We start from the raw sequence: 13,062 nt of genomic DNA on the forward strand, positions 1-13,062 counted from the left end.
ACCATGAGCGAGAACAAGCGTCAGTATGCATTCTTCCTCGGGTGTGTCGCCCCGAACCGCTACCCCGGCATCGAGGCGGCGGCCATAAAGACCAGTGAGAAGGTCGGCATCGAACTCCTGCCCCTGAAGGGCGCAAGCTGCTGCCCGGCACCGGGTGCGTTCGGTTCGATCGATCTAAACATCTGGTACGCGATGGCAGCCAGAAACGTCGTGCTCGCCGAGCAGATGGGCATGGACATCGCCCTGATCTGCAACGGCTGCTACAAGTCGATCTGGGAAGTCAACCACAAACTGAAGCACAACGACGAACTCCGTGACGGTGTCAACGAGGTGCTTGCAGAGATCGATATGGAGTTCAAAGGCTCGATCGACGTCTGGCACCTTGCAGAGTTGTATTACGACCCCGAGATCGTGGGCATCGATAAGATCGCCGAGAGCGTAACCCGCCCTCTGACGGGTGTAAAAGTCGGCGTCCACTACGGGTGCCACCTGATGAAGCCCCAGAAAGATCGGCACTTCGGCGACACCGAGAACCCGATGTGGCTGGATGAATTGGTCGCTGCGCTAGGTGCCGAGCCGGTCCAGTACCGCAACAAGATGCAGTGCTGTGGTGCCGGTGGCGGTGTCCGTGGCTATGACCTGACACACGCACTCGACATCACGAACGAGAAGATGATCAACCTGCAGGAAGTGGGCGCGGATGCGTTGACCGAGGTCTGTCCGTTCTGCCAGTTACAGTTTGACAGGGGTCAGCTCGAGATCCAGGACAAGTTTGGCATCGACTGGGGGCTCCCGGTCCTGCACTACAACGAGCTCCTTGGACTGGCGCAGGGTATGAGCCCGGATGATCTGGCACTCGACCTGCATGCAGTCGACGTTGAGCCGTTCCTGAAGAAGATCCTGTGAGGTGCAAATACATGGCAGAAGTCAAAACGAAAGAAGAGCCAAGAATTGGTGTTTTTGTGTGCCACTGTGGTACCAATATCGCGGGTTCCGTCGACATAAAGTCGGTTGTGGAATACGCCAGGACACTCCCGAACGTTGCCGTAGCAGACGATTACCAGTACATGTGCTCGACTCCCGGCCAGAACAAGATCGTAGATGCCATAAAAGAGCATAATCTTACCGGGGTAGTCGTGGCGGCATGTTCACCCCGTCTGCACGAGCCCACGTTCCGTGGATCAACCAAGATGGGTGGCTTGAACCCCTTCCGGTTTGAGATGGCAAACATCCGCGAGCAGAATTCGTGGGTGCACATGCACCAACCCGAAGAGGCCACCGCGAAGGCAAAGGATGCAGTCCGGATCGCCGTGGCAAAAGCGGCCCTTCTCGAGGACCTCGTTCCAAAGAGCGTCCCGGTTGAGAAGGCCGCGATGGTCGTCGGCGGCGGTGTCGGCGGCATGCAGGCGGCGCTTGACCTTGCAAACGCAGGCATCAAGACCTATCTTGTGGAGAAGAACCCCACCATTGGTGGCAGGATGTCGCAGCTCGACAAGACCTTCCCGACGCTGGACTGTTCGCAGTGCATCCTGACCCCAAAGATGGTGGACGTCTACCGTAACGAGAACATAGAACTCCTGACCTATACCGAGGTTGAGTCTGTCGAGGGTTACATCGGCAACTTCGATGTGACCCTCCGGAAGAAGGCGCGCGGTGTCCTTACAACGGAAGAGGCGGAAGCCCGCGGTTACGTTGGCGGCGGCTGCAACGGCTGCGGCGACTGCGAAGGTGTCTGCCCTGTCATCAAGCCAAATCCCTTCGAGGTTGGCATGGCCCCGCGTAAAGCGATCTACATCTACCACCCGCAGGTCTCCCCGCTGCTTTACACCGTCGACTTCGATGCCTGTGTCAAGTGCGGTCTCTGTGTCGATATCTGCGGGGATAAGAAGGCGATTGACCTTAATGCAACGGACGAGTTCATGAACGTCAAGGTCGGTACCGTCATCCTTGCAACAGGCTACGACATCTTCCCGATCGAGGAGAAGACCGAGTGGGGCTACAAGAGGTATGACAACGTCATCACAAGCCTTGAGTTTGAGCGGTTGATCTGTGCTTCTGGCCCTACCGGCGGCCACCTCGTCCGCCCAAGCGACGGCGAGACTCCAAAGAGGATCGGGTTCGTGCTCTGTGCAGGATCTCGTGACAACACCGGCGTTGGTAAGCCTTACTGCTCGCGGTTCTGCTGCATGTACTCCCTCAAGCACGCCCACCAGATCATCGAGAAGATCCCGGGCGCGGTGCCCTACATCTTCTACATGGATATCCGTTCATTCGGCAAGATGTACGAGGAGTTTTACTACCGCATCCAGAATGAGGGCGCAAAGTTCATCCGCGGCAGGGTTGCAAACATCCTCGAAGACCCGGTCACAAAGAACCTCCACGTCAATGCTGAAGACACACTCCTTGGCCGGCCGGTGGACGTTGAAGTCGATCTGGTTGTGCTTGCGGCCGCAATCCAGCCCAGCGCAGAGACCGAGAAGACCAGGAGGCTCTTCGGCGTATCCTGTTCGCAGGACGGCTGGCTCCTTGAGGCTCACCCGAAGCTCAACCCCTGCGGCACCACAACCGCCGGTGTCTACCTCGCCGGTGTCTGCCAGGGGCCGAAGGATATACCGGACACGGTTGCCCAGGCCGAGGGCGCGGCATCCGCGGCATCCATCCCGATTCACCTTGGAGAGGTGGAGCTTGAGCCCTACTTTGCCCAGTGTATCGAGGAGAAGTGCGCCGGATGCGGGCTGTGCGTTAACCTCTGCCCCTACAGTGCCCTCGCACTTGTCGAGAAGGATGGGCGCAGGGTCATGCAGGTCACCGAGGCCAAGTGCAAGGGCTGCGGGACATGCGGCGGGTTCTGCCCCGGCGGTGCAATCTGGATGCAGCACTTTGCTACACCCCAGATCATTGCACAGATCGACGCGTTCCTCCTTGGGGGTGAAGAGTAAATGGCAGACGAGAACTGGAAGCCAAAGATCCTCGCCATCATCTGCAACTGGTGCTCCTACGCCGGTGCGGACCTTGCAGGCGGCTCCCGTATTCAGTACCCGCCAGATGTCCGCGCCATCCGTGTTATGTGCACCGGCCGGATCGATCCTCTCTTCATCCTGAAGGCATTCCAGGATGGAGCGGATGGGGTGCTGGTCTCCGGGTGTCACTTTGGTGACTGCCACTACCTTGAGGGCAACTACAAGGCGGCAAAGAGGATGTTCCTCCTCAAGGCAGTCCTCAAAAACATTGGTTTTGACGACAAACGTCTCAGGATGACCTTTGTCTCTGCATCCGAGGGTGCAAAGTGGGCCACGGTTATCGAAGATGTCGTCAAGACCATCAAAGACCTTGGTCCCAGTCCGCTCAACAAGGAGATTGCCGGATAACCTAATTGCCAGATAATAATATACCAATAACAGACAGGGGATGAATACAATGGCAATCAGAGTAAATTTGATCACGGGTCGCACCATCCAGCAGGGGGTGTCGATGGAGGCGGGTAAGGAAAAATCCGCCTACACCGCCGCCTGCGGGATCATCGAGCTCGACCCGACAGATTTCAGAAAACTTGGAGCTTTCCGTGGCACAAACGTACGCGTCACGAGCGACTACGGCAGTGTGGTCGTGAAGGCGGTCGAGGCAACCCAGGGTCCTCACCCCGGCATAGCATTTATCCCGATGGGTCCATGGGCAAACATGGTGGTCAACCCGAACACCTACTCCACCGGGATGCCGACATTCAAAGGCACCCCCGTTACAGTGGAGGCTGCCAAGAATGAACCCGTCCTGAACTCGCTTGAACTGGTTCGCAAGGGGTGCAGGGGTGAACTGGCATGAGCAGGACCGTAACTGATGTGATATGCCCGTTCTGCGGGACGCTCTGCGACGACATCGAGGTCGTCGTCAGCGACGATGGGAAGGAACTCCATGAGGTTTACAACGCCTGCGCCATCGGCGCCGAGAAGTTCCTCCACTCCCAGGCAAAGGACCGTATCACCCGGCCGCGAATGCGGCAGGAGGACGGATCCTGGAAAGAGATCACATACGATGAGGCTATCGACTACACCGCCAGGATGCTTGTCAACGCAAAAAAGCCGCTGATGTATGGCTGGAGTTCCACAAACTGTGAAGCTCAGGCTATCGGATCAGAGATCGGTGAGCTGGTCGGGGCGGTCGTGGACAACACGGCAACCGTCTGTCACGGAACGTCACTTATTGCGGTCCAGGATATCGGTATCCCGAGCTGCACTCTCGGCGAGGTCAAGAATCGTGCTGACCGGATCCTCTTCTGGGGATGCAACCCGGCCCACGCCCATCCACGCCACATGTCCCGCTACTCGATCTTCCCCCGTGGATTCTTCACAGGCAAAGGTCACACCGGCAGGAAGGTGATCGTGGTCGACCCGCGGCGTACCGACACCGCGAAAATTGCAGACATCCACCTGCAGGTCGAGCAGGGACGCGACTACGAGCTCTTCGATGCGTTCCGCGTTGCTTTTAAGGGTGAACACCTCCCGGACGTGGTTGCTGGAATCCCGAAAGAGAAGATCTACGAGGCCGCCGAGACGCTCAAGAGCGGCCGGTTTGCGATCATCTTCTTCGGTATGGGCGTGACCCAGTCGCTTGGAAAGAACCATAACATCGATGCGGCCATCGCGGTCACCCGTGACTTAAACGAGTACACGAAAGCTGCCATCATGCCGATGCGCGGGCACTACAACGTCACCGGTTCCGGTCAGGTCTGGGGCTGGCTGTTCGGCTTCCCCTACGCCGTGGACCTCTCCCGTGGATTTGCCCGCTACAACCCCGGTGATACGACGGCAAACGACCTGCTCCGGAGGGACGAGGTGGATGCTGTCCTGGTTATCGCCAGCGACCCAGGCGCGCACTTCCCGTTCAGTTCGGTCAAAAAGATCTATGACCTTCCATCGGTCGCGATCGACCCGCACGAGACCCCGACCACCGAGGTCTGCAGGGTTCATGTTCCGGTCGCCTTTGTCGGCATCGAGGTCGGCGGGTGTGCATACAGGATGGACAACGTGCCGATCGAGACCAGGAAGGTCGTCGAGCCGCCGGAGGGTATGATGACCGATGAGGAGTTCCTCGGTCGTGTACTTGCGCGTATCAAGGAACTACAGGGGGTTTAAGCGATGGCAGAGTATTTAATCAAGAACGGGTTTGTCTTCGATCCTGTCCTCGGGATCAAGGGGGATGTGGTTGATATCGCCATCAAGGACGGCAAGATCGTCGAGACAACGGAGGTCAAAGATCCGAAGGTCATCGATGCGGCCGGCAAGACCGTCATGGCGGGGGGTGTTGATATTCATGCCCACGTTGCCGGACCGAAGGTTAATGTCGGCCGGAACTTTCGCCCCGAGGACAAACTCTTCACCTACAAACCGAGGAGCGGAGTCGAGCGGATGCAGGGTGGATTCTCTGTCCCGACAACCATCCGGACAGGCTACAACTACGCCCGCATGGGTTACACGACCGTGATGGAGGCGGCCATGCCGCCTCTATATGCGCGGCACACCCATGAGGAGATCAGGGACACCCCGATCCTCGACCAGGGTGCCTACCCGGTCTTTGGGAACAACTGGTTTGTGCTCGAGTACCTCAAGAACCACGAGATCGAGAACACCGCCGCCTACGTTGCCTGGCTTCTGCGGGCCACAAAGGGCTACGCGGTCAAGGTAGTCAACCCGGGCGGCACCGAGGCCTGGGGCTGGGGTCTGAACTGTGAGAACGTTCATGACCCGGTTCCCTACTTCGACATCACCCCGGCGCAGATCGTGAAGGGGCTCATAGAAGCAAACGAGTATCTCGGTCTCCCGCACTCGATGCATATTCACGCAAACAACCTTGGGAATCCAGGCAACTACACGACGACGCTTGATACGTTCAGGCTCTCGGAGGGCATCAAGCCCAGGAGCAAGTTCGGTCGCGATCAGGTGATGCACCACACCCACGTTCAGTTCCACTCCTATGGCGGCGACTCCTGGGGGAACTTTGAGTCCAAGGCACCTGAGGTCATCGATTACGTGAACTCGCACGACAACATCACCATCGACCTGGGTGCTGTGACTCTCGATGAGACCACCACCATGACCGCAGATGGGCCGTTCGAGCATCACCTCACCGAGCTGAACCACTTAAAATGGGCGAACACCGATGTCGAACTCGAGACCGGTTCGGGGGTCGTGCCCTACGTCTACAGCCCGAACATCAAGGTCTGCGCCATCCAGTGGTGTATAGGCCTTGAACTTGCGCTGCTCGCCAAAGATCCCATGCGGGTCTTCCTTTCCACCGATCACCCGAACGCAGGGCCGTTCACCCGCTACCCGCGGATCATGAAGTGGCTCATGAGTGAGGAGGCGCGCAGACAGCAGATTGACTCCTTCAAGCACAGGGACAAGGTCATCGAGGCGACCAACCTCGCCGGGATCGATCGCGAACTCGATCTCTATGAGATCGCGCAGATGACCCGGGCCGGACCTGCAAAGGCGCTCGGGCTGTCGCAGATCTACGGCGGGCTTGCCCCGGGTCTCGATGCGGATGTTGCGGTCTACGACTTCAACCCCAGCGAGCCCTATGCGCCGGATGATATCGAGAAAGCGTTCTCCAGTGCGGAGCACCTCTTCAAGACCGGTGTCCAGGTCATCCGTGACCGTGAGATCGTGAGCAACGGGAACAAGCGGACGCTCTGGGTGAACGCGAAGGTGAACGAGAACCCGCAGGTGATGCGGGACGTCAGGGAGAAGTTCCTCCGCTACTACACCGTCACGCTGAACAATTACGAGGTTTCGGGACACCACTACATTCCGAATCCCTACGTGATCGAGGTTGACGCCACACAGTGAGGTGAGAAGAAGCATGGAAACCGTTACACTCACCATGAAGAAACAGCCCGATCTCTACCTCGAGGCGGACAACATCACCCCGGATGCGTTTGCAGGGAAGAAGGCAGAGGAGATCGCTGATCTCCACGTCTACGTGGGTCGCGAGCAGCACCGGCTCGGGGACTTCTTTGAAGTCTCCGGCAAGGCGGGGTCGACGCCTGAGACGACAAAGATCGTCGTCAACGGTGATCTTTCACGGGTCAAGTACATCGGCATGAAGATGACCGGAGGCGAGATCGTCGTCAACGGCAACGCCGACATGTACGTAGGGGCCTGGATGCAGGGCGGCAGGATCACGGTAAACGGGAACGTTGATGCCTTTGCCGGAACCGGCATGAAGGGTGGAGAACTCGTAATCAACGGCAACGCCGGGAACTACCTTGGCGCCGCATACCGTGGTGACTGGCGCGGCATGTCCGGCGGGAAGATCATTGTTGCGGGTAATGCTGGAAGTGATATCGGCACCTTCATGACCGGCGGTGAGATCACCATCGGTGGAGATGTCGATGTCCACGTGGCGACCCATGCCGAGGGCGGCAGGATCGTCATCAAGGGCAATGCAAAGAGCCGTCTTGGTGGTCAGATGGTGGAAGGCGAGATCTACGTCTTTGGCACCATTGACGTCATGATGCCGGGATTTGCCTATCGGCAGGATGTCGATATCGATATGGACGGTATCAAAGGTCGGTTCGCTCTTTACGAGGGTGACCTCGGGGAGCGTCACCGAAAACGTAAGGGTCAGATGATCTATGGTAAGATCTACCAGCGGATCGAGGCCTGAAAATTTTCAATTTTTTTTACCGGACGAGCAGCCCCGAAACCCCTATGAAAAGACCTTGTTGCCAATTTGGGCTAGAGATATGTCCCATAATTGTTGGCCGCTGAAGGAGTCTATTTTTGTTGTATGTACACCATGCCGCCGATGGGAGGAAACCCGTTGCAGCATGTGTTTGTAAAAATATTACAGTGTGTTACTATATCATTAGATAGTTATTACTCGCGCGCAGGCTGGATCCGCAAGACATACCGGGCAATCCGGATTTTTCCAGCAGTTCATTAAGATCAAGATTGATTTTATATGGTCAATAGCGAACAAAATAGCAACACTTATATCATCGGAGAAGGTTATTATCATTTGTCCCATGAGGACGTGCAGTAGTCACCGGCAGCGACAGTCAGCGATGCAATTAGGGTTCAAGGTACATTCCTGGATTGTATACACTTAAAGAAGGTAATGGAGGAAAATTATGGCAAAATACAAAGAAACGATTGACCTGTACGATGATACAGGCAAACTGTTGAAGAGCGGTGTGCCGCTGGAGAAGATCAGCCCTGTGATCAACCCGGCGACCAGGAAGATTATCGACCTCACCAAGAGGACGGTTGCGGTCAACCTTGGTGGTATCCAGGATGGCCTGAAGGCCGGAAAGGTAGCAAAAGGGCATGTTCTCGGGCGTGAGCTGGACCTCGATATCGTCGGCAACAAGGACGCTGTGGTCTCCAAGATCAAGGAGATGGTCCAGGTCGAGGAGGGTGACGACACCAACATCCGCGAGTTCAGCGGCGGCAAACTCATCCTTGTTGAGGTGCCCAAAGTTCGCCTGGAGGCTGCATCCACCTACGATGTGGCGATTACCACGGTCGCTGCCGCGACGACCTTTGCGATCGTCGACCAGTTCAATGTCGGCCCATTCGACGCAGCTATGGTCAAGGCGGCAGTCTGGGGTTCCTACCCGCACACGATGGACCTTTCCGGTGCCAACGTCACGTCCATTCTGTCGATCCCCCAGAACAACGAAGGTCTTGGCTACGCACTCCGCAACATCCCGGTCAACCATGTCGTCATGATGACCAACAAGAACGCGATGCAGGGTGCAGCCCTCTCGTCCACCTTCGAGCAGGCAGGAATGTTTGAGATGGGGAACGCCGTCGGTCCGTTTGAGCGTGCCCAGCTCCTCGCCTACGCCTACCAGGGCCTGAACGCGAACAACCTGGTCTACGACCTCGTAAAGGCAAACGGCGCAACCGGGACGATCGGAACTGTCGTCCAGAGCCTGGTCGAGCGCGCCATCGAGGATAAGGTTATCACCCCCGGCAAGAAGGGCGGCTACTTCCAGTTCTACGACACGAAGGATCCGATGCTCTGGAACGCCTACACCGCTGCAGGAACCATGGCAGCCACGATGGTCAACTGTGGTGCCGGACGGTTCGCACAGGCGGTCTCGTCGACGCTGCTGTACTTCAACGATCTGGTTGAGCACGAGACGGGTCTTCCCGGCTGTGACTACGGTCGTGTGATGGGTACCGCCGTCGGGTTCTCGTTCTTCAGCCACTCGATCTACGGTGGCGGAGGCCCGGGTGTCTTCAACGGCAACCACGTCGTGACCCGCCATGCCGCAGGTGTGGCTATCCCGTGCGTGGTCGCTGCGATGGCGCTCGATGCCGGAACCCAGATGTTCACGCCGGAGAGCACCTCGAAGATCTACGCTGACACCTACGGTAAGGTCGACGTCTTCAACAAGCCGATCCAGCAGATCGCACAGGGTGTGTAAATAATTCAAGGATGCTGATGACCGAAGCCATATACCCTCAGGTTCGAATCGTGTCTGCACGATTCCTCAGACCCGAAACAGCGGAAAAACTCCTGAACAGGCTTGTTCAGGTCGGCGGGATCCGCAGGATGTCCATAAATGGACCCAGCCTTCCCGCCACCGTTCCCTACGGCCCGGCACGGGGGCAGCCCAACCCCCACCCTGACCGTAAGGTTATCCGCGTCGGCGACCAGGATGTGCAGCTTGAGGTGCAGGTTGGAACAATCATCCTGGAGCTCGAGAACGAGTCGTACATCCCGGCTATCGGGGAAGCAGTCGACGAGGTCTTCGAAGATAAGGACTTCTCCTGCACAGTCCAGCAGGGGCGGTTTATGAAGACCCGGGCGACGGTGTCTGACTACGCAAAGTATGGACCTGATGCTGACACAGCGGTCCTTGGACTGGTCGATCCGAGGAAAAAAGAAGGCCCCGTTATCATACAGGGGAACAAGTGAGAATGCCGATCGGAAGAGTGACCCAGGTTGTCGATTGCCGCGAGAGCATGGGGATGGGAAAAGGAGGCGGTCTTGCCCAGCGCGGCACCATCTCCGAGACCAGGTCCCCTGACGTGATCGTGGTAGGCATGTCCCCGGGCCGCAGACACGTGACAAAACCGGTCTGCGACATAACCTCCGGTCTCCGGAGGGAGGGGGCAGAGTTCTCCGTGACCACGCTCGTCCTGAATGCAGGAAGCGGGGTTCCGCCGGACTCGCCAGTCGCGGGTCACGTTCTCGGAGCTTACTTCGGGCTTACTCCGAAAGAGATCGCCCAGATAGAGCAGCACAAGGTCGCCATCCTGCACCACGGGAATGTCCGCTCCCATGTGGTGCAGAAGGTGCGGTTTATCCTTGAGCACGCGAACATCCGGGCAATAGTGGTCTCCCAGGCCCCGATAGACTTCGAGGATCTTGCAAAAGAGGGGGTCAGGACAGCGGTGGTTATGCCGCCGCCTGACCGCGTAAGGACGAAAGGCATCGTTATGGATATCGTCAGCGGCGTGACACGGGGTCAGACACCTGAGAGGGAAAAGCTGGCAGAGGTCATCCGTGCAGTTATGAAAGTGCTAAAAAGCCAAAGATGAGGTGAATGAAACAATGGCATACAAGCCCCAATATGGACCGGGTACATCCAAGGTCGCCGCAAACCGGCGCAAGCAGATGGACCCAACCCAGAAACTTGAAAAGATGCGTGATGTAACTGATGAGGACATTGTGCTGCTTCTTGGCCACAGGGCGCCGGGAGCCGCCTATCCGACGTCCCACCCGCCGCTCGCCGAGCAGCAGGAGCCTGACTGCCCCATCAGGAAGATTGTAACACCGACAGACGGTGCAAAGGCCGGTGACCGCGTCCGCTACATCCAGTTCACGGACTCGATGTTCTTCGCGCCCTGCCACCCCTACCAGAGGACATACACCGAGTGCTACCGCTTCCGCGGTATCGACCCGGGTACACTCTCCGGCCGCCAGATCGTCGAGTGTCGTGAGCGTGACCTGGAGAAGTACGCAAAAGAACTTGTCGAGACCGAACTGCTCGACCCGGCCCGCACAGGCATCCGTGGTGCGACGGTGCACGGCCACTCGCTCCGCCTTGCCGAGAACGGCATGATGTTTGATATGCTCCAGAGGAGCGTGCTCGGCGAGGACGGGATCGTCCGCTACGTCAAGAACCAGATCGGCGAGCCGCTCGACCGGCCGGTTGTTCTCGGCAAGCCGATGGACGAGAACTGGCTCAAGGAGCACACGACGATCTTCCACTCGCTTGGTGGCACGCCGTTCCGTAACGACACCGAGTACATCGAGTACGTCCAGCGCATCCACTCGCTGCGGACGAAATACGGCTTCATGCCGAAGGAGGCGTGATTACAATGGCAAAGATTGAGAGGACCCAGAAGCTGTTCCTGAAATCCCTCAAGGAGAAGTTCCAGGGACAGGATGTCCAGTCTAACACGACGGAGTACTACAAGTTCGGCGGGATCAGACAGTCCGCACGGAAGATGGAGTTCGTAAAGGCGAGCCGTGCCGTCGAGATGGAGCGCGGTATCTCCATGTACGACCCCGTGCGCTGCCACCTTGGCGGTATCCCGCTCGGCCAGCGCCAGCTGATGACCTACGAGGTCTCCGGCACCGGCGTCTTCGTGGAGGGCGACGACCTTCACTTCGTCAACAACGCTGCGATGCAGCAGTTCTGGGACGATATCAGGAGAACCGTCATCGTCAACATGGACCTCGCCCACCAGACGCTGCAGAAGCGTCTCGGAAAGGAGGTCACCCCGGAGACCATCAACGAGTATCTCCACGTGCTGAACCACGCGATGCCCGGTGCGGCCGTCGTCCAGGAGCACATGGTCGAGACCCACCCCGGCCTTGTCGACGACTGTTACGTCAAGGTCTTTTCCGGCGACCAGGAGCTCGTAGACGACCTGGAGCCCCAGTTCGTCATCGACGTCGAGAAACTCTTCCCGGCCAAGCAGGCAGAGGCCCTCTCCGCCGCAGTAGGGAAGTCTCTCTGGCAGGCGATCCACATCCCGACGACGGTTGTCCGGACGTGCGATGGCGGAACGACCTCTCGCTGGTCTGCGATGCAGCTCGGTATGTCCTTCATCGGGGCTTACCGGATGTGCGCCGGTGAAGCGGCTGTTGCCGACCTGGCTTTCGCTGCAAAGCACGCGGGTGTCATCCAGATGGCGTCCCACCTGCCCGCCCGGCGTGCCCGCGGCCCGAACGAGCCCGGTGGTCTGGCATTCGGTCTCTTCAGCGACATCATCCAGGCGAACCGGAAGTACCCCAACGACCCCGCGAAGGCCTCGCTCGAGGTTGTCGGCGCCGGAACCATGCTCTACGACCAGATCTGGCTTGGATCATACATGTCCGGCGGTGTCGGGTTCACCCAGTACGCGACCGCGGCATACACCGACAACATCCTGGATGAGTTCACATACTACGGTATGGACTACATCAAGGACAAGTACAAGGTCGACTGGAAGAACCCGAGCCCGGACGACAGAGTCAAGCCGACCCAGGAGGTCGTCAACGACATCACAACCGAGGTCGCCCTCAACGCCATGGAGCAGTACGAGCAGTACCCGACCATGATGGAGGACCACTTCGGCGGGTCACAGCGTGCCGGTGTCATCGCCGCTGCCTGCGGTCTCTCGACCTCGATTGCGACCGGGAACTCCAACGCCGGCCTGAACGGCTGGTACCTCTCCATGCTCCTCCACAAGGACGGCTGGTCACGTCTCGGGTTCTTCGGCTACGACCTCCAGGACCAGTGCGGTTCCGCGAACTCACTCTCCATCCGTGGAGACGAGGGCGCGATCGGCGAGGTTCGCGGCCCGAACTACCCGAACTACGCGATGAACGTCGGCCACCAGGGTGAGTACGCTGCAATCGTCGGCGGTGCCCACTACGGCCGCGGCGACGCCTGGTGCTTCGACCCGCGGGTGAAGATCTGCTTCGCCGACCCGGCGCTGAAGTTCGACTTTGCCGAACCACGCCGCGAGTTCGCGAAGGGTGCAATCCGCGAGTTCATGCCTGCCGGCGAGCGTTCGCTCATCATACCGGCCCGGTAAATCTAAATCAACTTTTTTT

The 13,062-nt window shown here is 58.3% G+C and carries 12 protein-coding genes; all 12 read left to right on the plus strand.

Annotated elements, in window-relative coordinates; genetic code table 11:
• The first annotated feature begins 3 nt into the window (after positions 1–3).
• The 12 genes from hdrB to mcrA all read left to right on the plus strand — a co-directional run bounded on the left by hdrB (position 4) and on the right by mcrA (position 13,043).
• Entirely contained in the window at positions 4–906 is a 903-nt protein-coding gene (gene hdrB / locus R6Y96_RS02595) for a CoB--CoM heterodisulfide reductase subunit B (RefSeq protein ID WP_318621957.1), read from the plus strand.
• Between the two features lie 11 nt (positions 907–917).
• Positions 918–2,939, plus strand: a complete 2,022-nt coding sequence (locus R6Y96_RS02600; RefSeq protein ID WP_318621958.1) for a CoB--CoM heterodisulfide reductase iron-sulfur subunit A family protein — start codon at positions 918–920, stop codon at positions 2,937–2,939.
• Positions 2,940–3,368 (plus strand): hydrogenase iron-sulfur subunit, encoded by a 429-nt coding sequence (locus R6Y96_RS02605; protein ID WP_318621959.1) that lies wholly within the window; start codon positions 2,940–2,942, stop codon positions 3,366–3,368.
• Between the two features lie 49 nt (positions 3,369–3,417).
• The gene (locus tag R6Y96_RS02610) at positions 3,418–3,819 is read left to right on the plus strand and encodes a molybdopterin dinucleotide binding domain-containing protein (protein ID WP_318621960.1); all 402 of its coding nucleotides are present in this window, start codon (positions 3,418–3,420) and stop codon (positions 3,817–3,819) included.
• Positions 3,816–5,129: a formylmethanofuran dehydrogenase subunit B gene (locus R6Y96_RS02615; protein WP_318621961.1), complete on the plus strand. Its 1,314-nt coding sequence runs from the start codon at positions 3,816–3,818 to the stop codon at positions 5,127–5,129. Before R6Y96_RS02610 ends, R6Y96_RS02615 begins: the two co-directional genes overlap by 4 nt.
• 3 nt (positions 5,130–5,132) lie before the next feature.
• On the plus strand, positions 5,133–6,842 hold the full coding sequence (locus R6Y96_RS02620; protein WP_318621963.1) for a formylmethanofuran dehydrogenase subunit A: 1,710 nt from the start codon (positions 5,133–5,135) through the stop codon (positions 6,840–6,842).
• A gap of 13 nt (positions 6,843–6,855) precedes the next feature.
• A complete protein-coding gene (locus R6Y96_RS02625) occupies positions 6,856–7,662 on the plus strand; it encodes a formylmethanofuran dehydrogenase subunit C (RefSeq protein WP_318621964.1) in 807 nt (268 codons plus the stop codon).
• A 466-nt stretch (positions 7,663–8,128) separates the two neighbouring features.
• Positions 8,129–9,433: a coenzyme-B sulfoethylthiotransferase subunit beta gene (gene mcrB, locus R6Y96_RS02630; RefSeq protein WP_318621965.1), complete on the plus strand. Its 1,305-nt coding sequence runs from the start codon at positions 8,129–8,131 to the stop codon at positions 9,431–9,433.
• A gap of 17 nt (positions 9,434–9,450) precedes the next feature.
• Positions 9,451–9,927, plus strand: coding sequence for a methyl-coenzyme M reductase operon protein D (gene mcrD, locus R6Y96_RS02635; RefSeq protein WP_318621966.1), 477 nt, complete (start codon positions 9,451–9,453; stop codon positions 9,925–9,927).
• A 2-nt stretch (positions 9,928–9,929) separates the two neighbouring features.
• Positions 9,930–10,553 (plus strand): methyl-coenzyme M reductase I operon protein C, encoded by a 624-nt coding sequence (gene mcrC, locus R6Y96_RS02640; RefSeq protein WP_318621968.1) that lies wholly within the window; start codon positions 9,930–9,932, stop codon positions 10,551–10,553.
• 13 nt (positions 10,554–10,566) lie between these two features.
• Positions 10,567–11,331 (plus strand): coenzyme-B sulfoethylthiotransferase subunit gamma, encoded by a 765-nt coding sequence (gene mcrG / locus R6Y96_RS02645; protein ID WP_318621970.1) that lies wholly within the window; start codon positions 10,567–10,569, stop codon positions 11,329–11,331.
• Positions 11,332–11,336: 5 nt separating this feature from the next.
• Entirely contained in the window at positions 11,337–13,043 is a 1,707-nt protein-coding gene (mcrA, locus tag R6Y96_RS02650) for a coenzyme-B sulfoethylthiotransferase subunit alpha (protein ID WP_318621971.1), read from the plus strand.
• The last annotated feature ends 19 nt before the right edge of the window (positions 13,044–13,062 follow it).

It is taken from the genome of Methanoculleus receptaculi, assembly GCF_033472595.1.
Taxonomy (GTDB): domain Archaea; phylum Halobacteriota; class Methanomicrobia; order Methanomicrobiales; family Methanoculleaceae; genus Methanoculleus; species Methanoculleus receptaculi.